The organism is Allocellulophaga tsushimaensis (genome assembly GCF_055383085.1).
On the sequence record NZ_AP039451.1, the window covers coordinates 1,430,920 to 1,455,225 of the forward strand.

Sequence of the window (24,306 nt, forward strand, 5' to 3'; positions counted from 1 at the left end):
TTATCTTTTTAAAACAAGGTAGCCTTGAGTGGCATTTAGGTTGTGGTTTTCTGGTAAAATGAGCTGAAAAAAGTAAGTTCCGTCAGGTAATTGTTTAGCGCCTAAATTATTTAACTGATTGGCTTCTCCTCTAAATACATTGGAAACATTATCGTACCCTTCTGTTGTAAAGACCATATCTCCCCATCGATTAAAAATCATTACAGTATTATTAGGATAGTTTTCAATGCCGTTTATGTTCCAATAATCATTAATACCATCACCATTTGGTGATAATCCATTTTTAGATACAATAGTTTCAGCCTCTTCAATAGTAAAACTTACATCATTACAAGGAGCATTAGGCGGTGTTGTTCCATTAAGAGGTTGAATGGTTACGGTAACAGTTTCACCATTAACGAATGGATTCATCACCTCATAGAAGGTATTAGTGGTTGTAAAAGTTCCGTCATTATTAGTAGTTCCCGAAATGGTTACGTTATAACTTGTTGCATTGGTAGCAGCATTCCATTCTAACCTTGTTGTATTTAAAGGCACGTTTATACCAGAAGGACTTGTTAGCGTAGTACAATCTGGAGGCGTTGTTGTAGCCGCCTCTTCAATAGTAAAGCTTATAGCGTTACAAGGAGCATTAGGCGGTGTTGTTCCATTAAGAGGTTGAATGGTTACGGTAACAGTTTCACCATTAACGAATGGATTCATCACCTCATAGAAGGTATTAGTGGTTGTAAAAGTTCCGTCATTATTAGTAGTTCCCGAAATGGTTACGTTATAACTTGTTGCATTGGCAGCAGCATTCCATTCTAACCTTGTTGTATTTAAAGGCACGTTTATACCAGAAGGACTGGTTAGCGTAGTACAATCTGGAGGCGTTGTTGTAGCCGCCTCTTTAATAGTAAAGCTTATAGCGTTACAAGGAGCATTAGGCGGTGTTGTTCCGTTAAGGGGTTGAATGGTTACGGTAACAGTTTCACCATTAATGAAAGGATTCATCACCTCATAAAAGGTATTAGTGGTTGTAAAAGTTCCGTCATTATTGGTTGTTCCCGAAATGGTTACGTTATAACTTGTTGCATTGGCAGCAGCATTCCATTCTAACCTTGTTGTATTTAAAGGCACGTTCATACCAGAAGGACTGGTTAGCGTAGTACAATCTGGAGGCGTTGTTGTAGCCGCCTCTTCAATCGTAAAGCTTATAGCGTTACAAGGAGCATTAGGCGGTGTTGTTCCATTAAGAGGTTGAATGGTTACGGTAACAGTTTCACCATTAATGAAAGGATTCATCACCTCATAAAAGGTATTAGTGGTTGTAAAAGTTCCGTCATTATTAGTAGTTCCAGATATGGTTACGTTATAACTTGTTGCATTGGCAGCAGCATTCCATTCTAACCTTGTTGTATTTAAAGGCACGTTCATACCAGAAGGACTGGTTAGCGTAGTACAATCTGGAGGCGTTGTTGTAGCCGCCTCTTCAATCGTAAAGCTTATAGCGTTACAAGGAGCATTAGGCGGTGTTGTTCCATTAAGAGGTTGAATGGTTACGGTAACAGTTTCACCATTAACGAATGGATTCATCACTTCATAGAAGGTATTAGTGGTTGTAAAAGTTCCGTCATTATTAGTAGTTCCCGAAATGATTACGTTATAACTTGTTGCATTGGCAGCAGCATTCCATTCTAACCTTGTTGTATTTAAAGGCACGTTCATACCAGAAGGACTGGTTAGCGTAGTACAATCTGGAGGCGTTGTTGTAGCCGCCTCTTCAATCGTAAAGCTTATAGCGTTACAAGGAGCATTAGGCGGTGTTGTTCCATTAAGAGGTTGAATGGTTACGGTAACAGTTTCACCATTAACGAATGGATTCATCACTTCATAGAAGGTATTAGTGGTTGTAAAAGTTCCGTCATTATTAGTAGTTCCCGAAATGATTACGTTATAACTTGTTGCATTGGCAGCAGCATTCCATTCTAACCTTGTTGTATTTAAAGGCACGTTCACACCAGAAGGACTGGTTAGCGTAGTACAATCTGGAGGGGTTAATGGAGCACCGGAAGTTCTTATAGTCTGTTCCATACAGTTAATAGCATCTCCTTCACCATTATATGGTGTAATTGTAACAAAATAGTTTCTATCTTCTCTTACTTCATTTAAAGCTTCAGAAAAAGGGAAGAAATTTCCATTTTCAACAACTGCATTATTAGCAATATCAATTCCTCCTGAAGTACTTCCAATAGTAACTAAATATCCTGTAGCATTATCAACAAGATTCCAACTAATACCGGAATCAGCAGGTATATTAGTAAGGTTTATTAATTCTGTACATGATGGAGGTGTGGGTATAATTTCTGTAGTAAACCTAAAAACACATCTAGAGCTACCTTCTTCATTAGTAGCTGTAATCGTAACAAAAATTTCTGTATTTTCAGGAAAATCTGTTCTAGGGGTAATAAACGTTTCGCTTACCATTCTATCTTCAAAAAGTGTTCTGTTTGTAGCTGTTCCTACAGCAATGTGGTAATTGTCTGCATTAGATACAGGTTCCCAAGAGATATCGGTATCAACAGGAACATCTTCAGTACCCATGGGACTTATGAGACGTGTACATTCTGGGATACTTGCTGTTGAAGAAAGTGTAAATGTTTCAGGAGGGCAACTCGTTGGACTTCCAGTATCATTTTTTGGTATGATGGTTACTGATACACTCGTTGAGCCAACCAATTCATTTGGGGCAAATTCATAAAAAGTATCATTTAACCCAGCTTCAGTAATAATAGTCCCACTTGGTATTAATGTTATGGTTAAATCATATGCTGTTGCATAAAGAACGGGTTCCCAAGTTAAATTGGTATTTAAGGGTATATCCATTGCACCATCTGCTGGAGCAATTAATTCAGTACATTCAGGAATAGGGCAATCTCTAACATCACCTTCAAAATTCCACCCAAAAGTATCTACAATAGCTTGCCTTTCTTCTTCTGCTTCACAATAGGGTAATGTTAAAGCACCAAAAGTGATTCCAGAAGTTAAGGTCTGTTCTGACCAGGCAATTAGTGTGTTATCATAATTTATACGCTCAATAGCTGTATTATCAAGCATATTACTCATATCAGTAATACCGCTTACATCCCATTCTTCTAGAGATTGATTGAACATAGAAGCATCTCTTAAAAAATTACGCATGGTAGTGCTTCCTAAAATCCAGCCATCCATATTTTGATTGTAGTTTGATGCATTTAGGAACATATTGTCCATGTTTTGTACTGCAGATACTCTCCAATTAGATATTTCTTGATTAAATACAGTAGCACCATTGAACATATCTTGCATAGTGGTTACTGCTCTTACATTCCAACTTCCTATGGCACCATCAAATACCGATGCGCCTTGAAACATTGCTAGCATAGTGTTTACGGAAGCTACGTTCCAAGAATCTAAAGATTGGTTGAATTGGGTGGCATCCTTAAACATTTCTTGCATGGTTGTTACAAAAGAAACGTTCCAACTATCAATATTTTGATTGAATGATGTTGCTCCACTAAACATTTCTTGCATGTTTAAAACTTCTCCGGTATCCCAATTTAACGGACTATTAAATGCTATTGCATTTTTGAACATATTTTGCATTGTCGTAACAGAGCCTACCTGCCAATTCTCCATATCACTTGCAAATGCTGGTGCGTCCTCAAACATAGAATTTATAAGCGTTACGGAACTAACATCCCAATTTTGAATATCTTGGTTAAAAAGTGTTGCGTTTTGAAACATTGAAGTCATATTTGCAACAGCACTTACATTCCATGTACTTAGTGGTTGATTAAATGCAATAGCACCATTAAACATGGAAGCCATATTTACTACGGAGTTTACATTCCAACCATTCAATGGAGAGTTAAATAGTTCAGCCGATTCAAACATAGAACTCATGTCAATAACATTGGTTACATTCCACGAATCTATGTCTTGGTTAAATGCTGATGCATTCCTGAACATAGCCCGCATATTGGTGACATTGTCTACATCCCAATTACTAATATTACCATCAAAGTTTGTAGCACCATCGAACATGAAAATCATATCTTTCACATTTATAGTGTTCCAGCTATTTAAAGGCCGATTGAAACTGTTAGCATTCTGAAACATAGCACTCATATCTTCAACATTTGTAACGGTCCAACGATTTAAGCGCTGGTTAAAATCATTTGCCTCTCTAAACATAGACACCATATTTGTAACGGATGAAACATCCCAATTGGAAATATCTTGGTTAAATGAATGTGCTTCATCAAACATTTCAAACATTGTGGTAACAGATGATGTTACCCAATTATTCAAGGGTTGATTAAAATCTACACATTTACTGAACATTGAAGTCATATTTGTAACCGATGAAACATCCCAATCGTTCAAATTTTGATTAAAAGCCATATCTCTATTAAAACCATCGAACATTCTGTTCATTGTCTCTACTTTACTTACATTCCATTGGTTTAACGGTTGATTAAATTTTGTAGTGCCCAAGAACATATCAGACATGGTCGTTACATTACTTACATCCCAATCATTTAGTGGTTGGTTAAACTCAGACATTCCAATAAAGGTTCGCGCCATGTTTTCTACATTGCTTACAACCCAATTATTGATGTTGCCATTAAAGTTAGAAGATTCGAACATTCTGGACATATCAGTTACTCTGGAGAGGTCTGGAGTATCTGTGGCATTATAACCTGTAAAACCTCTACAACCGAAAAATGCACTCTCAAAAGTTTCCCATGGAATGGTTCCCCATTGGTCTATGGTTAATAATTTATTGTTATCCGATGATGATGAATTTGGGTAAAAATGTGAGGGGTAATCACCAATAATTGAAATGGTGTATATACCTGGGTTTAGATAGGTATGTGTAATGGTTTCATCTACATTGTTATCAAATTGGTTATCGCCCCAGTCTATAGCGTAATTATAAGTATACCCTGATCTAGCAAAAAGGCGAAACTGATTTATATTGGAATAACCAAAGCCAGCTGCATTAGTATCGATTGTTATTTTAAAGGCGTTGGGGCTATCTTTCCAACTTTCAACAACAGTAAAAGTAATTTCTTCACCTTCACAATCCATTGCAGGATTATCGTCCTTAGTGGGCACTACTAGTGCTGTTACAATATCTCCAGGGAGAAAATCGGTGGTAAAATCAATACCAACTACATTACCTTCAGGTGAATTATCTAATAAAACAGTGGTAACACCTCCACGAACATAACTTACACTTACATTATATCCAGTTGCGTTTGGAGCTGCATTCCATCTTAAATCAAAGTTAGCAGGTACATTGGTGTCACCATCTTGTGGTGATATGAAGGATGTACAAAGTACAAAACTACAATTAACGCTATCTCCCGTAAATGTCCAACCACTATTATCTTCAAGTTGTTGTCTTTCTTCGCGACCCTCACAATAGGTAAGTCCATTTGCACCTAGATTAACATTGGCTTGCACTGTTTGTGCTGCCCATGAAATTAAAGAGGCATCGTAATTTTCCAATGATATAGATGTATTATTAAGCATGTTGGTCATATTGGTCACTTCACCGATACTCCAATTTGCCAAACTTTGATTAAATACTGAAGCCCCGTTAAACATACCTTCCATATTGCTTACTAAATCTGTATTCCAGTTATCAAGAGGCTGATTAAATGCAGAAGCATTAAAAAACATGTTTTTCATTACAGTCATGTTATTCACTGCCCAACTATTTAGAGGTTGGTTAAATACGGTATTATCTGCGAACATACCATCTGTATTCTCCAATGAAGTAACCATCCATGTGTCTAAAGGTTGGTTAAATGATGTTCTAAAGAACATAAAACTCATATCGGTAACATTTGCAACATTCCAACTACCTATAGGCATATTAAATGCGCTTCCTGAGAACATTGAGCTCATATTGGTCACATTTTCAACGTTCCAACTATCTATATCCTGGTTAAATGCTGTTGCTCTGTCAAACATACCAGCCATGAAAGTAACCTTACTTACTACCCAATTATCTAGTGGTTGATTAAATCTAGAGCGCCGAAACATAAAGCCCATATTCGTAACATTTGATACATTCCATGCATTTATAGGTTGATTAAATTGTGTCCCAGAAGACGCAGCATCAAACATTCCACTCATATCTGTTACGCTAATCACATTCCATCCATTCAAAGGCTGGTTAAAAATTGAAGCTCCAGAAAACATTTGACTCATATCAGTAACACTAGATACATCCCAGGCTTCAATAGGTTGATTAAATTGAGCCTCAAAAAACATCCTTGACATATTAGTTACATTGCTTACATTCCAATTCGCAATAGGCATATCAAATGCACTTGATGAAAACATATTGAACATGTTTTCAACATTATTTACAGACCAATTGTTCAAAGGTTGATTAAATGCACTCGTACCCCTAAAAGTGCCAGCCATATTAGTGACAATGCTTACATTCCAATTATTTATATTTTGATTAAATTTGGTAGCCCTATTAAATGTATCTTCCAAGCTTGTAACAGCAGCTGTATTCCAATTGTCTAGCGGTTCATTAAACTCTAATGCTTGAAAAAAAGTGAAAGACATATCTGTAACGTTTGCAGTATTCCACCTGTCCAATGGTCTATTAAAAGTTACACAACTCGCAAAAAGCCCTGAAATATCTGTTATAGTACTTACATCCCAATTATTAATAATGCCATTAAAAAGCGTTGCCCTTCTAAACATATTTTTTAAGGAAGTAACTCTGGAAAGATCTGGAGAATCTATTGCATCAAAATTTAAATTTTCACAACCGTGAAAGGCATCTTCCATAGTCTCCCATTCAATACTACCCCAATTTAAAATTTCTATGATTTTTCTTCTGTCACCTCTATTATTAAAATAAATAGCTGGGAAATTTCCTGTAATTTCTATAGTATAGATTCCAGGATTTGCATATATGTGGTTAGCATTTCCTGTTATATTTGTTTCCACAGTGCCATCTCCCCAGTCTACAGTGTAATCATAAGTAGTAAATGCAGGGTTGGTAGGAATTTGTATTCCGTTGTTGGGGGAAGTGCCTGTTTGCTCGGTATCCCATCTAGAGATGAAGCTTTGGCCATAAATATTTGCAAAAAATAAAAAGGTGGCTAAAAGGTGAAGTTTTTTTACCATTACGTATTGTTTGGGGTTTTTTCTACTTGATTTGGAAAGCTATTTCATTACTTACCTATCTTCCAATTTTTTGTTGTAAAACTATTGTATAGCAGTGGTTAAATGATACCCTGTAAACCGTGAAAAGGTTTTAAGCTACAATTTGATTGATTTTGTATTTCAACACAAGAAGGTAATTTTTTCTTTTTAGATTAATTTGTTTTTAGTGTAACGCAAAGATTTAGCGTTTGAGTATACAAAAGGTACCACTAGGACAATTGGGACACTTTTATATTTTAGAAGAACAAAAAGGAAGCTTATTTCCTCGATAATCGGGATTTATATACTCCGAGGCTTGCCTCGATATTTTTAAGTTATTTCCTTACGAATACCTTGTGGGTTTGTCCTGAGGTATTTTATTTTAAAGTTTTTCGGTATTCAGATGGAGTAATTCCAGTATGATCTTTAAAAGCCCTATTGAAAGACGTTTTACTTTTAAAACCAGCATCAAAGGCAATAGCGATTACTTTAGTGTATTGATATTTTTTATCTTGCATTAATCTTTGTGCCTCCAAAATACGATACGAATTGATGAAATTATAAAAATTTTGATTAAATCCCTTATTCAATATTTCGGATAAGTGATGGCTGGTTATATGAAGTTGTTCTGCTAATTTGGTTTGAGAGAGTTCTGCATCTAAATAGAGTTTCTTTTGCTGCATTAATGTTAGTAAACCCTGTTTGTAGGCTGTAAAATCTTCTTGACTTAAAGTAGAGTTTTTGTAAACGGAACTCTTAGTTGTTTTTTGTACTTCTGTTATAGTATTTTTGTTTTGATCTAATTGTTTGATGGTATCCTTAAGCTGGATAAATTGCTCTTGTAATACTCTTTCTTTTTTTTGCATCTTCTTTTTATATGCTAAAAACCAAAGGCATAAAATAACAAAAGCTCCAAGTAAAATTGCAGCCCATATGAGAAGCTTTATTTTATTTTTTTGAAGTCCCTTAATTATTACTTCATTAGCGTTAAGACGTTTATTTTTTCCTGTTAGATCTTCTTTTAAATCTAATTTGGTAGCAGCATTTTTATTTTCTAAAAAAGCATTTTTTAATACTAAGTATTTTTCTTGGGCAATGCTAGCTTTTTGATTTTCTCCATTTGCTTTGTATATTTTTGCCAAATGCATATAGCTATCTAATTCTTCTTCTACAAGTTGTTTTTTGGTGGCTATAGAACGTGCTTCTTCTAAATAAGATACTGCTTTAGATATATGACCTAGCTTATTTTCTGATAAACCGAGGTTAACAAGTAATGTTACTCGATTTTTTGTGTTTTTGTGTTCTAATAATAATGCTTCTTTGCCAATTGCTATTGCTTTTTTATAACTTCCATTATCGTAGTGTGTTGCACATAAATTGTTTAGTGCAGTAGCAATAATACGATCATTATTAGTACGCTTCCCGAGCTCTATTATTTTTTCCCTGTATGCAATAGACTCATTATAACGCTCTAAAATTTCGCTACTATTAGCCATTCCAGTTAATGCTGCGGCTTCTATTTTCGGATTTTCTTCATGAGCAGCTAATAACGAAAGAACTTCTTTCATTGTTTTTATGGCTTTTTCATGTGCATCTATATTAACATATATATTTCCAAGGTTTACTAATACTATAATTTTGGTTCTATAATCTTCAGGAATAGTATTTGTTAGGTTAAGCGCTTCCCTGTAAAGTGCTATGGCATTACTTAGCTCTTTTCTGTTTTTATAGTAAACCGCTTGGTTTACCATACCTAGAATCTGAAATTTTGTTAGCTTATACTGTTTTGCATGTTGGTATAAGGAATCGCTATAAGATTTAAAATTTTCGTAATCTCCATTTTCAAATTGTTTTTGCAGCTTAGTGAGGTAATATTCTGCTTTCTTATGATGGTTTTGAGAAAAGCTAGCGATTATAAAAAGGAAAGAAAACAATAAAAATAAAACTTGTTTTTTCATGTATACTGTGAGATAGAAAAATCAAAAATATAGAATAGTACTGGTTACAACAAGCTTAGATACCTCATTTCTTTTAAATTAGAACTAAAAAAGACCAGATAAGAGTTTTTCTTACCTAGTCTTTTATATAAGGCTATTTATTATTTTATGTACTAGTTTTGAAACTTAAGCGTAAATGCATCAATAGCATGGAAACTAGATCTAGGGGCTATTTCTATAACATATTCTCCTGCCTCAGCAAATTCTGCAAAAACACGGAATCCTCTATTATCCCATGTAGAAGCAATTTCTCTCCATTGTTGTGAGTTCATAAATATTTTCATAAAACCATTTCCATTTTCTCCAGCAATACCATTTGGTGTTTTTCCAGAACCTGTAGGATAGTGTTTCGCATTTGTATCTGGATTTATGGTGTAAAAATCGCTGTTTTGTATTCTTAACCAAGAATCGTTATGCTCTGTATTAGGACCAGAAGGATCTACTCTACCGATTACAGAATTCCAAACAAATAAATAAACACCAGGCGTATCTATTTGTACGGTATACGTTATTTTACCAAAATCTCCTATATTGGCACCTTGTCTGTTATTCCAAAATTGGTCTGCACCTTCCCATATAATATAGCCATCACCAGTATACCCAGCAATATCAGTTCTAAGTTGCCAAGCAGTACCCGTTAAATCAGCAGTTTCCATTTGTACTACAATATCAGCTACATTTTGCGGAGTGTCTCCTCCACCAGAATCAGTGTCACCCATGCCATCACCTTCTCCCATGTCACCCATACCATCTCCGTCTCCAGTACCGTCACCACCGGTTCCATCGCCTGTACCATCTCCGTCTCCCATGTCTCCTGTACCATCACCTCCTGTACCGTCTCCATCTCCAGTACTGTCACCATCTGTACCGTCACCAGTGCCATCTCCAGCGTCATCTCCGTTTTCATCAGTGGTATCTTCCGTATCTGTATCATCAGGAGTAGTTGGACTTTCAGCTTGCTCTTCTGGAACTACGTCTTCAGGATCATTTGAAGAACAATTAACAACTAATGATAGCGTAAAAATGGTAATAATAAGAAAGGTAATTTTTCTAGTAGTTTTCATTTTTATAAGTTTTTAAAGTTTTGAGTTAGTTCCCAAATTTCATAAAAAGATATATCTTATTGTTGTACACAAGATTAAAATAAGGATAGATATGGTTTTTTAAATACATAAACCTTTAGATAATACTTATTATTGATTAATTTTTTAAAGTGCCCCTTTTTTAGCAATCTCAATGTCTATTTCTGCATCTTTTATAAATTAGCTTGATGACTTTCTCATTCTCATTAATATAATGATATATCTTCTCTAGAATAACTAGCAATAATTGTTTTAATTTTCTATTGTGTATTTGTTAAATGTGCTATTTAAATGCGTATAAAATTCTATAAATAATTTGTAACTTGCATTAAAAAATATTTTTATGCGATTAATTTCTATTTTTATTGTATTTATTTTTCTATTTGGATGTAGTGACTCAAAAGAACCTGAGATAATAATGTCAGAAGGAGAAGTTAATACTGAAGAAAAGCAAGAAATCCAAGGCGATTCCGCATTAAGATTTGATGATATTACACCTAGATTAGCTGATTTAGGTGACACTTTAAATTTTAAAGGAAAAAATTTTAATAGAAATATCCATTTATCCTTAGGGAACAGTCTATTAAAAATCCTTTTTAATAATGACAGTTTAATTCAATTTGAGCTACCTTATAGAGGTTTTAACCCTGATAGTTTACATTTAAAAGTAGATAACCGAGATACAGTAGCAGTTTTTAAGAATGCATTTCAATTACATACCCCAGAAATAGATTCAATTCCTAGTAATTTTGGTTTTAGAGATACTGTAGTAATATATGGAAAACATCTTACTAATCACCCTAATGCTATTGATGGGATAATTGAACTAAATAATAATAGAATAAGTACTATAGATCAGAACAAAGATTCTATTCGGTTTGTATTGCCAAGTAATATAAATAAACATGAAAATGATTTATTGGTAAGAGTACAGTTAAAAGCAATTACAAAAGAAAAAGCAGTAATAATACCTAATCCAAAATTTAAAGAGATCTCGAAAGATAGTATACTCGTAGGTGAAGAACTTGTCATTTATGGAGCTAATTTTTATCCTTTTGTTAATGATTATAACAAGGTTTTAATAGATGGAAAAGAAGTAGAAATTATTGAAGCCTTCAGAGATTCATTAATAGTCAGGATGCCTTTAGGGCCTTATGAAGGAAGAAAAATAAATAAAATATCAATAAAAGTATTAGAACAAGAAATTGAAGCAAATTTAAATCTACATTTAAAAAATAAATGGTATTTATATGGATATAAAAGAGAAAGTGAAATTAGTAGAACTGCGGCTGTAGGTTCAATATCTAGGCAAAGTTTTTATTATAATGGTGCTATGTATTTCAATGTCTATGATTATATAGATGGGTTTCAAAATAGTTCAAGTTCAAATTATCGATTATATAAATATACTCCTGAAAACAATTTATGGGAACAAGAAGAGGATCTGCCAGTATTTAGTGATATACTGCGAGGAGAAGCTATCCAGTTATTTCCAATAGGTGGTGGAGAATTATATATCTATATAGACAGAGAAATTAATAACTTCTATAAATATAATATTCTAACAAAAAAACTTACTGAGCTTGAAGATTTAAACTCTTCCTATCGTTTGAGGGAAACGATAGGATTTTTTCAAAACAATAATTTTTATCTTGGAGCAGGACTTGCAAGACCATTTGATCGTTCAAATTATACCATAAACAGAAAATTTTGGAAATATTCTACAATATCAAATTCATGGGTAGAAATATCAGAAATTCCAGAAGTACTTGGCCAATATGAGTATGCTTATTATTCAAATTATTTTAAAAAAAACAATAAAATTTATATTTGTAATGGCGATAGAACATATGAAACTTGGGAGTTTACTCCAGATGAAACATGGGTACGTAAATCAAATTTAACAAATCCTACAGGTCAAGCTATTTTTACACAAATTGCAGATAAAGGTTACTTCTATCATGACTGGGATAAATTGTTTTATGAATATGATATTAATGATGATAAGTGGTCAAAAAAAGAAAATCTTAAAATAGAAAGCTATAATTTTGGAAGAGAATCTATGTTTGTACATGAAGGCTTTGTATATCTTATTGGCTATTTGAATGGTTATCCTCCAGAAAACAATGGTTTTTCTCGATATGACCATATTATTTTAAGAACAGAAATATCAAATTTTACAGATTAAAAAATGGGAAAGTTATTACAGTTATTTTTGGTCATTATTTTTCTTTTTTCTTGCTCAGAAGAAGTTGATTCTGTAGATGACCAAAATAAACAAGGTAATTTTGAGATTCAAGATTTCACAATAGAGCTGATAGTTTTTGAAGATGGAGGAATACAATTAAATGCATCGGCAAAAGATATAAATGAGACTATAATTTCAGAATATGGATTTCTAATATCAGAAGAAAAGAATCCTACTTTTAATAATTCTAGGAAAATTAAATCAAATAGTATTACCAATAATAAGTTTTCCCAAAGCATAGATAATAACCTAGATTTTAATACAGAATATAATGTATTAGCATATATAAATAATGGAACACAATATTCATTCACAAAAATAAAATCATTTGTTTCTACAGGTAGTAAAGCACCAAAAATTAATAATCAAATTAGTCAGGGACATATAGGGGATACATTGCAAATTAGTGGTTTAAATTTTACTTCAACTACCAATAAAATACGAGTTTTATTCGATGAAGAAATAACTAAAGTATTAGAATCTTCAGATACTATAATAAAATGTATTATTCCTAAAACGTTAGAAAGGTCAGATCCAATAATAACTATAGCACTTTATAATAAAACAGCACAATATGATGGCTTTTCTTTATTTAAACCAATTATTGAAAGTATTTCGGAAAACAATGTTTCAATAGGAGATACTATTACTATTTATGGAAAACATTTTGATTTTATAAATGAAAGAAACTCAGTGAAAATCGAAGAAAAACAGACTGAACTGTTATTCTCATCAAGAGATTCTATTACATTTATATTACCAGAATCTTTATCTTTTTCAACTAATAATTTTACACTTAATTCCCAATTGCAAGAAGTGAATTCTGAGTTTACATTTAGAATAAAACCTCCAATTATAAAAGAAATTCCACTAAACTTTCGTTCTTATGAGACTATAGAAATCATTGGAAATGAATTTAGTCCAATCATAGAAGATAATATTGTTTTATTTGATAATCGTGAAGCTAAAGTGATTGAAGCATCTAAAACCAAGCTTAAAGTTAGAGTGCCAATTGGACCTTTCGATGATAAAAACCCTACTCTTCAAATAAAAATAATGGATCATGTTTATCAATTTGAAGATAATCTTGAGTTTATTGACACTTGGTTGTTATACAAAAAGCTACCAGATTCTTATTTCCAACATTTTGTAAGTAAAGAGGATATAGCTTATACATTTGTTAAAGATGACGCTAATTCGAGGTTTTTGGTAAGGCGTTTAGATTCAAACTTAAATTTACTGTCATCATTTTATGTAGATTATCCAAGGACTAGCATTAAGGATGAATATTTTAAAATACTTTATAACGATATGACAAATAAGGTGTTTTTCTATTTTACAGAAGATAAGGAGCGTAACTTCTATGAGTTTTCAATAGAATCATTAACATTTGAAGAAAAAACAAATTACCCTGATAATCAAAGTAATGGTAATGCTATTTTTTCTATTCAAGAAAAATTATATATGGGTATTGGAGCGTTTACAGACGGAATAAATCAGCAAGATAACCCTCTCCCATATGCTCAATTTTGGGAATATAACGTTATTAATGATAGTTGGAACCAAATAGCCAATTTCCCAATTGATTATAATGAAAGAAGTAGTACATCAACTTTTGTGTTAAATAATGAAGGTTATGTAGGAAATGGGGCTACTAATACTGGTGATTACGATTTCTGGAAATACTCTCCTCAAAGCAATGAATGGATAAGAATAGATAATTTTCCTGATGTAAGGAAAAATACAGCCTCATTTGAGTATAATGGTAATGGATATGTGGTTTTTGGAGGTTTTTTAAGTTCACAAGATGATGTTTTTAAATACCAACCTAGTTTTGATGATTGGTTTGAATTAGAAGATGTAAATGAATTTTATTTTCAAGACTATGGAAGATCACCGGAGTTAACAACTATTTTAAAATTTTCTAATGTCATTTATTTGATTGTTAATAATTACCCTGACGATCTATGTTTTAAAGTAAATTTAGATAAATTATAGAGTTCACAATAAAAATGAGATATGTAACTTTTTTAATATTCTTTACAATTTTCTTAACTGCTTGCAGCAACGATAATTCAGTAAACCCTGGAGATGAAACTAGTGAAGAAATTGTAGAAAATGAAGAGGAACAAGATGACGATAATAATGATGACGAAATACCTCCTGCTAACAGTGCTCCAGAATCATTTAAACTTTTGTCATATACAAATCAACAAGAGAATGTTGCTTTAGTAAATCCTGAATTTAGTTGGGAAGAAGCAATTGACCCCGACAATGATTCAGTCTCTTACACTCTTTTATTAGATAAAGACAATGAAGAGCCAACCACAGTAATTACAGAAAATTTATCAAATACCTTTTTTGTGTTTGAAACAACTTTTCCTAGAAATACGCTTTATTCTTGGCAAGTAATAGCTACTGATTCAGGTGGGGCTATTACTAAAAGTGATATTTATACTTTTAAAACAAGACCAATAGTCGTAAATAGACTTGTCTCTGAGGCAGAATTTGAGGGAAGAGAAGAACATTCTGTAGTTGTATTTAATGATCGCCTATGGATTTTAGGAGGAATTGATAGATTTGAGCGTGCAGATGATATTTGGTCTAGTGAAGATGGTATTAATTGGATAAAGGAAACAAATAATGGAGGTTTTATTTCTCGTGGAGATCATGCTAGTGTAGTTTTTAATAATAAAATGTGGATTGTTGGAGGTGTAGATAATTTTGGCAACTTACTAAATGATGTATGGTCTAGTGATGATGGTATAAATTGGATTCAAGAAAATATGAATACTCCATTTATAGGAAGGTATAACCATACTTTATCTGTTTACAAAAATAAATTATGGTTAATAGGTGGTCAAGACAATCAATTTGAATATAATGATGTGTGGTCTAGTGAAGACGGAATAAATTGGGTGTTGGAAACAGAAAATGCTAATTTCCCTAGTAGACAAGGGCACACAACAATAGTTTTTAATGATAAAATGTATGTGATTGCTGGAATTAATTCTAATCAAGGTAGTGGCTTTGGAGCTTTAAATGATGTATGGTCTAGTATTGATGGTGTTAAATGGGATATAGAAACTATTAATGCTGAGTTTCCAGTACGATGGGGGCATTCTAGCGTAGTGTTAGACAATGAAATTTGGGTTATTGGAGGTTTAGGTGCTGGTAGAAGAGGTGGTATGTGGTCAAGTAAAGATGGTGTGAACTGGACTAATGAAATACCAAACAGCACATCTTTTTCTGGTCGATTTTCACACAAAACAGTTATTTTAAATGATCAAATTATATTAATTGGAGGTAATGATGGTACAAGAAAAAATGATATTTGGGGTATCGAATAAATTATTGTTTATCAATTTATATTAACTGTAATTTGATCGCCAAGTCTTCCTTCTGATCCAATGAAAATAATATCTCTTGTTTCAGCATCAAAAGGAAAGAAAGCTGAGCGCACAAATCCTCCTTGCATTAATAACGTATATACTGTTTTTTCTATATTCAATTCAACATCAATATTTCCTAATGGATTAAACAAGAAGAAAGAGGCATTTGATGGAACTCCTATTAGATCTGTTAAGTTTTCCCCAGTTATAATTAATGTATCCCCTTCACGATACGAATCTTGATTAGTGCTTATTATTTTAGGAGAATCTTCAGCTAATACATCAATTAAAAAATCTGATTGTATCAATAAATCAGTAGATTTATATGTGATTTTATAATTTGTACTTGTGATAGTATTCTCTGGTATTCTAGTTGTAATACGGTAATTAATAATGCGTTGACTTTCAAAAGAATTTGATTCTAATATGGGCAAATCGATTCTATTTATTCCATCAGTAAGAAATAATTCTGTATTTGGGATAGATGGATCTAAAAATTTTAAATCAATAAACATTTCAGCTCTAGTATATAGTTTCTGAGCACCAAATCTTGGTCCGCTTAAAGTGAAAGCATTGATATTATATGCTTGGTTAATCGCTACTGTGTACTCACTGATGTCTCCATTCTCTGCAGTAACGGTATAAGTTACAGGCTGAGTAAAATCAACTGCTTCGTTAGAAGCTGGAGATATAGTAGCATTCTCTGAAATAGTTATTTCGGGGACTAATCTAGAAATGTTAAAAGATCCAGTTTCAAAAGCAATTTCTTTTAATTCTTGATCAAGTCGAGCTTCTATAGATTCACCATTAATACCAATGGTAAAACTTAAAATTTCATTTTCTGTACTTATGTTGTTTACAGTAACCGTATATGTTCTTTCATCATCATTTTCAGCAATAACTGTATAAGATATAACTTCATTAAAATTTTGAGAAGAATTTAAAGAGGGGTTAATAGTAGCATTTTCAGAAATTTCAATAGTCGGTATTAAAGATTCTAAATCTGCATCAACTACATCAAAAGTAATACTATTATTTTCTTGATTTATGTTTCCATCTACAATTTCACCGTTAATAGGCAATTGAAATAATGTAATTAGATTTTCTGTACTAACAATACTATTATTAACAATAATAGTATACACTCTTTCATTACCATTTTCTGCAGTAACTGTATATTGTACATCTTCACTAAAGTTTATTGGTAAATTTGAAGATGGATTAACTACAGCGCCTTCAGAAATAGTGATTGTAGGTATTATAGATGTTAGATCTGCATTGATAACATTAAATTCTATAGTATTGTTTGTAGGATTGATTCGTCCTGAAATAGTTTCTCCATTAATCTCTAACTGAAAAAGTGTGATTGAGTTTCCTGAAAGTAATATTTTTTCAGAATTTGAAGAGCAAGCAATTAGGAAAATTAGTATAAATACGTAATGTAGTCTTTTCATAATTTAAATATTATAATTTCTAATTTAGAAACTACTATAAAAATAGGAAAAGTATATGGTATATGTGATGATAATATTTAAAATTACTAATACGTTTCATTATATGAAAAATACTAAAACAGCTTATTTAACTGTGTTGTTAAGTTTTATATTTACCCTTTTTTAGCAATCTCAATGTCTATTTCTGCATCCTTTATGTGTTTTCGGAAAGAGAATTGTTTATCAAACTGATGTGGCATTTCCGTTATATTATATTTTTCCATAGCCCTTACATATGCTTTCCAATGTGCTAATGCTTTAGTAAGGTGTACTATAGCTTTGTTTTGAGATTTTATATCGCTGTTTGCTCTAAAACTTTCTAATGCCACACCACCTCTAATTTTATCTGCAATATATAAACCAAAATGACCCCAAGCTTCAATATCGTTAGCTTCCATTTTTAACAATGTGTTTTCTCTATGCTCAGCACTTGCCTTTTGAGCAATTTCCTGCGCTTTAATACTGTTTTTTTCCATAGTTTCTGCAAATTGTAAAGGCGTAATTTGGTCATTTTTGAAGTTTCCTTTTACATAATCTGCAATATTTACATAAGTGGAATCTAATACAGGTTGTGCAATTATTTTATTTATGCTAATAAATTCACCTTTTTCTCGCGTCATCCCCTCTGTGTAAAGTGTTCCATCCCATTCACCCCTATAAAAGCTGGCAAAGCTATTGGCATTTTGGGAAGCAAGCTTCCACGCATCCAGTAATTTACTACCATCTTTAATGTTATATTTTTCTGCTAATGCTTCAGCAAAATAAGTATCAGGGGTATTGCCATTGTATAGTAAATTACCCCAAGATTTGTAGAATAGCCATTGTTTTTCAAAAGCATACTTCCAAGAGCGGAATTCTTTTTTAGTGATATAGTCTTTTGCAGGGATATAGGTTTCGGATCCTATGATAGCTCCAGCCATATAATCTTGACTATTATGCTTTAAATACGCTCTAATAAAATCGGGTTGCCCCCAACGCAATGCAAAAAAATCTTCATTTCTAACGGTATAAACACCTTTATAGTTTTTAGGTTTCGGATTCCAATAGGTATCCGTTAAAATACCTCCATGTACTATAGATAATTTAGGTGATGAATGCCCATGAGACCAATTAAATTTAAAGCCTAGTAATACATCATCTTCCAAACCGATATTTTCTATAGCCTCTCTTGTAATTTCTTCAGTAGCTTTACTAACCGTTCCTTCACTAGATAAACCAGCAGAAAGAGGTGCTCTATAAAATAGTTTTACTTTTCTGTCTGCTTGTTTAATACCTTCTATAAGGGTTCTGTTAATCCAATCTTTTCGCATTTCAGAAGTCATGCTTCCCATACGCTCGCCAAGCGTAATGCCTATGCCTACAATATCTTTATACTCATTTATAGTTTTAGAAACCATTTCTCGGGTATATGCTTCAATAATTTCATTGGTCTCTCCATCACCCCAATACCCACCATCTTTGGAATAACCCGCTACATGATAGGCCTTGCTAAATTCTTCTGAAACAAAGATATTCCAGTTAAAAATATAGGGGTCAATATCTCTAGCTTTAGCCATTTTAAAAAGTGTTTTCCAAAAAGTCTTCCATTCCAACATTTCCTCTTTACTAAATGGAGAAGCTTCTGGGAATTTTTCTGATTGCACCATATACATGTAAGGATGCAAATTCCATAGGGAGAGGACGTTAAATTTATTCTCTACCATCATATCTAAGTAGGCTTCCCAAAATTTTAGGTCTTTACAGGTTTCATGATGTAAAGAAAGATTTTCCCCGCCTCTATAGGGAAACCAGGGTAAGTTAAATTTTATAGCTCTAAACGAATAGTGGGCAGTAATTTCTTTTGGCTGTATGGTTTCCCAAGCAGCTCCTTTTTTTAATTGTTCTGCTATATCTAACAGACCATATAATAAACCTCTATTACTAGAAGCCTTAAGCATTGTTTTTTGGCCTTCTTTTTTTATGGCAAAACCATCTTCATCCTTATTTATACCTATTTGCATTATTTGTAGCTGCGCATCATTCTTAATTTCTGTAAATGAAGCTTGTACACCGTTTGCAAGCAGTTGTGTTTTTAGCTTCTCTAATCCGTATGTTAAGTTAGCTTGGAGGTTTTCATCAACATAAATGTTAAGGGTACTCACTTTAGAAGTGCAACTAAAAATTAAAATAAGGCTTAAAAATAAAGTGTATTTTTTCATTCTAGTGTGTTTAGGAGATGCTTACTATGTTGTAGTAAATGTAATTATTTTTATACTGATCATTGTTTTTTAAAAAACAAACTCTCCTTATTTTTTATACCTAATATTACTCTTGTATTAATAGTTTGCTAGGTATTCTAGTACAACTTAAAATATGAGTGTAGCTAAATAAGAACAATCTATAATTTATGAATAGAAAAAAACCTAAATACTATAAACTTTGCCTTGTATATGTTGAATATAAGTTCTTAACGATTCGTTTTTACCAAGACCTATCTTACATTTTGCTCTGTTACGGCCCATTTTTACTGCATCAAGACTTACTCCCATTAACTGTGCACAATCTTTTAATGAAAGCCCAACTTTAAGAAAAATACAATGTTTAATATCATTTTTACTGAGTTCAGGATGTTTTTGGCGTAAGATTATTTCAAAAAGCAAGTTCGATTTTTGCATATCTTCCTCAAACAGAAGAATCTGTGATTTATGATAAGCTATTTGTTCTAAATCTTTTTGATCTCGCTTTAAGGCAGTAAAGTCGTGTTGCTTTATATGAGCCAACATTGAATTTGCCAACATATTAATGTCTTTGCGAAATGTTCTTTCTTCTTCGGCAAATACTACAAACTGGTTGTTACGCTTTGCGATACAACTTTTTAGTTTTTTTACTTTTCTTATTAACAGGATGTGTTGGTACACCAGAAAAAAAAGGAGTGTGCTACTAGGTACTATTAATACCAAAAGTGTAAATGTTTTCATAATAAGTGTTGGTTAAGGTTATTATCAATAGCAAGGGGGGTACCGATTATGGGTATACGGATTATTAATTTGTACTACTCTATGCTACAATATATTGCATTTGTTCTAACCATACAAATAGATTTTTCTTATAGTGAAAGGAGATTTTATAAATAGGTTAGTTTTTTACAGCTTATAGCGCATTAAAATAAAAACTTAATTGATTTTTAACTAATTGATTTTTAGTTTTTTATATACTGAAAAACATACTTTTTGCTTATATCGCAATAAAATACTGTTAAATTAATAAACTTAATAAAAATATATAGGGTTTTGTTCTGTATTAGTAAAGTAACATCTTGTTACCTAAATGTAAACATATAGTACTCTAAAATTTATCTAAAGAGTTACTTTTTATATACTTTGTGTAATCATTAATTTTTTTATTGTAGTTTTTAGATTACAAAATGTAACATTACGCGTTACTTTAAGTATGCCACTTTTCCTTAAAACAGTAATTTTTTATTCTTCTATTTAGGGTATTAATAACTTAATATATATAAAATGAAAACACAGATGAAAACACAAATTGCAATCTTGTGTTGTTGGCTCTTATTTAGTTTTAGCCATACACAAGCGCAAGAACAAACAGTACATGTGCCAGAAGCACTAAAAGAACTACAATCACAAAGTTTTGATAGGTACGTTACTCTTTTTAAAAATGCTTATGAGCTAAAGTTACTTTATCAAAAGCTGCAAAAAGAAAATAAGGGTATGTCTAAAGAGGCATTTAAAGTACATTTGTTAGTTTCTCGTTCTGCTAAAAACTCAGCAGCATCAAAGCTCGAAAAACTAAGTATTAAAACAATTGATGCCTTTAATCAATCTTCCTATGATCTTTATCATGCCAGTCTAGATTATAGTGATTTAGATGCTGATACAAAAGCAAAAGCGCATTTAAAAACACCACGTATAAATCAGAGTATTTCTGGAGAAAATGCAATAGATATACTTTACGAAATTGCTTTTAGCGATGAAATAGGTAGTATGGCAGAGATAGCTTATATGAATAAGAACCCTCCAAAACCTCTAGGAAGGAGAGCTATTGATCTATTTAAAAAAATGAATGTTACTGCTTGTAGAGCTGTTTATGGACTCTGTATGTTTGGTGCAGGTATACAGTTAGGTTCAGGATTGATAACTTTACATAGTGCGGTAAATTGGACATGGATTACCCCTAGGGGAAGAATTAATAATGTAATTTCTGGAATAACATTATCAACTGTACTAGTAGCCCAGTATTTCATTGCTGGAGCTGCATATGTTCTATGTGGTAAAACATATGACGTTTGTGAAAGGGCTAAACAACTTAGATAAAATCTAAACTAAAATTAAGTTTAACTTATTCTCTACTCGTGATTAGTAAAAGTTTTTTAGGAAAATTATACTGTATTCTTCGTTTTTAAACACCTACAGTACGTATGTATTTCCTAAAAGAAACTAAAATAATAGGTAATACGAACAGAGAAGTAGACTATTTAATAATCTTAAAAAAACATACAATGAAATATTATATATTAATTATATGCTTATGCCTTGCCTCTATTGGTTTTGCACAGGACGATAATATAAAGTTGTCCCCTAATGCCAATATTGAAGTTTTAACTAAAATATCAGATCTTTTAGTAACCATACATAAAACCAAAATGCTAAAGCAAGAGTGTGAGCAAAAGGGAATGACCGAAGAAGTATTTAAATATCAATTTTTAAATGAAACCCGTTTATTGCAAAAAAATAATTTAAGCAATGAAATTTATATGGTCATGAATAGAATGTATGGAAATAGTGACGGAGGTAAAAGTTCAGTTACTCAAAAAGATGCCAAAAAATTGATGTTGGATTTTGCATTAGACAAGAAATTTGATTCGTTTGCTAAAGCAATTTATGATACTCCCAAAGCGCAACGCGCTGCTAAGACTGTCAGTCAAGCTAAAAGAGAAACCGAAAGAGCAGATGAAAAATTATGCAGGTCGATATTAAGCGCATGCCTATGCGTTGCAGGAGGGAGCACTGTAGTAGATGTGGCTTACGCTATTAACAATGGAAATCTTGCAATGGCAATTAGATACAATGGAAATCCTAATGATGTTCGGCGGTTTAGGTTTAATTTAACTCAATTAGGAATCAATAGCCTAGTTGCAGTAATTTGGCAAACTTTTGTTGCCGCTGGTAAATTAGCAACATGTTATGTTGCTACCGCCGTATGCGAAGATACACTTCAAATTAAAACAAAGAGAAGATAAAAAAGTACAATTATTAATCTAAAAATATATTAAAATGAAAAAATTAAATTATTTAAGCTTTATAGCCATAGCAATGATGCTTAGCTTTTCGTCTTGTAATAAGCTAGATGTAACTGAAGCTGAAGAAGCAGAAGCAAGCGATGATTCAAAAGAGATAGTTTTAAACGATATGACCCGTAGCGAATTACTCGAAGAGGGTGTTGAAATTGCCCCTGATGGTGAATTTTTACCAGATTTACCCGATTCTAAAAACCTTCCTAAACTAGAAGGTTTTGTAGAGGATTTAGATGTAAAAAATGTTGATCTCGAAGGTAAAGTTACTACTTCGCCATTACCTACTAAAAATCGTATCTATATGGCTGTCATATATTCTGGAGATTTTAGGTATCAGCAAAGAAGTGTACAAACGTCTCGTTCTGTATCATATCGCCCAGGTGCAATAACTATAGACAATATTGTTAAAATTGTTGGTGCAACAGCAAGAACAGCAGTTATTAGACCAAATTGCATGCTAGAAGTTTTAGACCCTGTTGGTCGTGTAAAAGCGCGTTATGATCGCAGAGGTAAAGGATCTTATGCGACTTGGTTACCTAAATCTACACTGAGTCAACCATATCCTAAATTACGTTTTAGATGTGGTGATTATAGTGCTCAACGTTTTTGTGGCTATTTCTATACAAATTACGATTACAGAGGCGATGCACTTCCTGTTTGGGGTGGGGGCAATTACAGTATAAGACCACTACGTTACAATCGCTTACATGCATTTAGAAGTCGCTTTAATAATAAGCTGAGTTCTTTTAGAGGAGCATCACATTCGGGTGCAGGTGTAGCTATGGTCTCTAACGAAACTTTAAATACACAAATTGGTGCTATTTTTTGCCGTACGTCTCATCCAAGGTTTGGCAGGGTTCTTAATGATAGAATTGGTTCTATCTATACCCTTTGGAGGCAACAAAATTAAACTATTAGTTCTAACAAAAAGTACAATTAACTAAATTAAATATATCATCTTATGAAATTACCTGTAAAAAAAAATACAACTGTATTCCTGCAACTGTTTACTATACTAATGCTCTTTTTTCTAGGCTATACTAGCTACCAACAGCAATTGGTATTAAAAACAACCAAAGAAAAGGTAGCAGATATTACCGAAGAGGTATCATTTGTGTATGCCGAGTTTAAAAAAGCAGTTGACCTACAAAAACAAAGTGAAGGACTTGCCCAGGGCGATACTGCCCCTGCTTTTGAATTGTTAGATACTGATAAAACGCCACAGCGTCTTACAGACCTTGCGCCTAACAAGCAAAAGCTCTTGGTTTTTTCTAGTGCCTCTTGCCCTTATTGCAAGGAATACTACCCAGAGTTAGCGGCTTTTGCAAAAGGTAATAGCAATATAGAAGTGGTTATAATACAGTCTGGAGCTACTGTAGAGGAGAATAAGAAGCTTATTGCAGATAATGGTTTTTCGTTTAAGGTATTAGAGGGTACTCCAGATGTGTATGCTAAATATAGGGTAGAAGGTACCCCAACTACCATGTTAGTCTCAACAACTAATATTGTACAAGCCGTTGGTTATCCCATTACTCAAACAGAGTTAAAATCCTTAATAGAAAATGTGGAAGAGACTTCAGCTAGTTAGCATATTCATA

At 32.7% G+C, this 24,306-nt stretch carries 13 protein-coding genes; 7 read left to right on the top strand and 6 right to left on the bottom strand.

Translation table 11 applies throughout. The features are described 5' to 3' along the window. The 3 genes from ACZ451_RS06245 to ACZ451_RS06255 form a co-directional block, all read right to left on the bottom strand. The gene (locus ACZ451_RS06245; RefSeq protein WP_464216249.1) at positions 1-7,185 is read right to left on the bottom strand and encodes a BspA family leucine-rich repeat surface protein; all 7,185 of its coding nucleotides are present in this window, start codon (positions 7,183-7,185) and stop codon (positions 1-3) included. 395 nt (positions 7,186-7,580) lie between these two features. Then, a complete protein-coding gene (locus ACZ451_RS06250; protein ID WP_464216250.1) occupies positions 7,581-9,161 on the bottom strand; it encodes a tetratricopeptide repeat protein in 1,581 nt (526 codons plus the stop codon). A gap of 152 nt (positions 9,162-9,313) precedes the next feature. Further along, positions 9,314-10,264 carry a hypothetical protein gene (locus ACZ451_RS06255; RefSeq protein ID WP_464216251.1) on the bottom strand — a complete coding sequence of 317 codons (951 nt, stop codon included), beginning with the start codon at positions 10,262-10,264 and terminating at the stop codon, positions 9,314-9,316. Between the two features lie 361 nt (positions 10,265-10,625). Here ACZ451_RS06255 and ACZ451_RS06260 point away from each other — a divergent pair, with 361 nt between their 5' ends. Genes ACZ451_RS06260 through ACZ451_RS06270 form a run of 3 tightly spaced genes read left to right on the top strand, consistent with a single transcriptional unit; the run spans position 10,626 to position 15,880 of the window. Continuing rightward, positions 10,626-12,470, top strand: a complete 1,845-nt coding sequence (locus tag ACZ451_RS06260) for a Kelch repeat-containing protein (protein WP_464216252.1) — start codon at positions 10,626-10,628, stop codon at positions 12,468-12,470. 3 nt (positions 12,471-12,473) lie between these two features. Then, positions 12,474-14,528, top strand: coding sequence for an IPT/TIG domain-containing protein (locus ACZ451_RS06265; RefSeq protein WP_464216253.1), 2,055 nt, complete (start codon positions 12,474-12,476; stop codon positions 14,526-14,528). Between the two features lie 14 nt (positions 14,529-14,542). Continuing rightward, positions 14,543-15,880 carry a Kelch repeat-containing protein gene (locus ACZ451_RS06270; RefSeq protein WP_464216254.1) on the top strand — a complete coding sequence of 446 codons (1,338 nt, stop codon included), beginning with the start codon at positions 14,543-14,545 and terminating at the stop codon, positions 15,878-15,880. 11 nt (positions 15,881-15,891) lie between these two features. Here the strand turns inward: ACZ451_RS06270 and ACZ451_RS06275 are convergent, their stop codons facing one another. The 3 genes from ACZ451_RS06275 to ACZ451_RS06285 form a co-directional block, all read right to left on the bottom strand. Then, positions 15,892-17,376: a DUF5018 domain-containing protein gene (locus tag ACZ451_RS06275; protein WP_464216255.1), complete on the bottom strand. Its 1,485-nt coding sequence runs from the start codon at positions 17,374-17,376 to the stop codon at positions 15,892-15,894. A gap of 152 nt (positions 17,377-17,528) precedes the next feature. Then, on the bottom strand, positions 17,529-19,613 hold the full coding sequence (locus ACZ451_RS06280) for a hypothetical protein (RefSeq protein WP_464216256.1): 2,085 nt from the start codon (positions 19,611-19,613) through the stop codon (positions 17,529-17,531). A gap of 204 nt (positions 19,614-19,817) precedes the next feature. Beyond that, a complete protein-coding gene (locus tag ACZ451_RS06285) occupies positions 19,818-20,372 on the bottom strand; it encodes a helix-turn-helix transcriptional regulator (RefSeq protein WP_464216257.1) in 555 nt (184 codons plus the stop codon). A 555-nt stretch (positions 20,373-20,927) separates the two neighbouring features. Here ACZ451_RS06285 and ACZ451_RS06290 point away from each other — a divergent pair. The 4 genes from ACZ451_RS06290 to ACZ451_RS06305 all read left to right on the top strand — a co-directional run bounded on the left by ACZ451_RS06290 (position 20,928) and on the right by ACZ451_RS06305 (position 24,296). After that, positions 20,928-21,728: a hypothetical protein gene (locus tag ACZ451_RS06290; protein ID WP_464216258.1), complete on the top strand. Its 801-nt coding sequence runs from the start codon at positions 20,928-20,930 to the stop codon at positions 21,726-21,728. 185 nt (positions 21,729-21,913) lie between these two features. Further along, entirely contained in the window at positions 21,914-22,654 is a 741-nt protein-coding gene (locus ACZ451_RS06295) for a hypothetical protein (protein ID WP_464216259.1), read from the top strand. Between the two features lie 34 nt (positions 22,655-22,688). Beyond that, positions 22,689-23,618, top strand: a complete 930-nt coding sequence (locus ACZ451_RS06300) for a hypothetical protein (protein ID WP_464216260.1) — start codon at positions 22,689-22,691, stop codon at positions 23,616-23,618. Positions 23,619-23,669: 51 nt separating this feature from the next. Then, entirely contained in the window at positions 23,670-24,296 is a 627-nt protein-coding gene (locus ACZ451_RS06305; protein WP_464216261.1) for a TlpA family protein disulfide reductase, read from the top strand. The last annotated feature ends 10 nt before the right edge of the window (positions 24,297-24,306 follow it).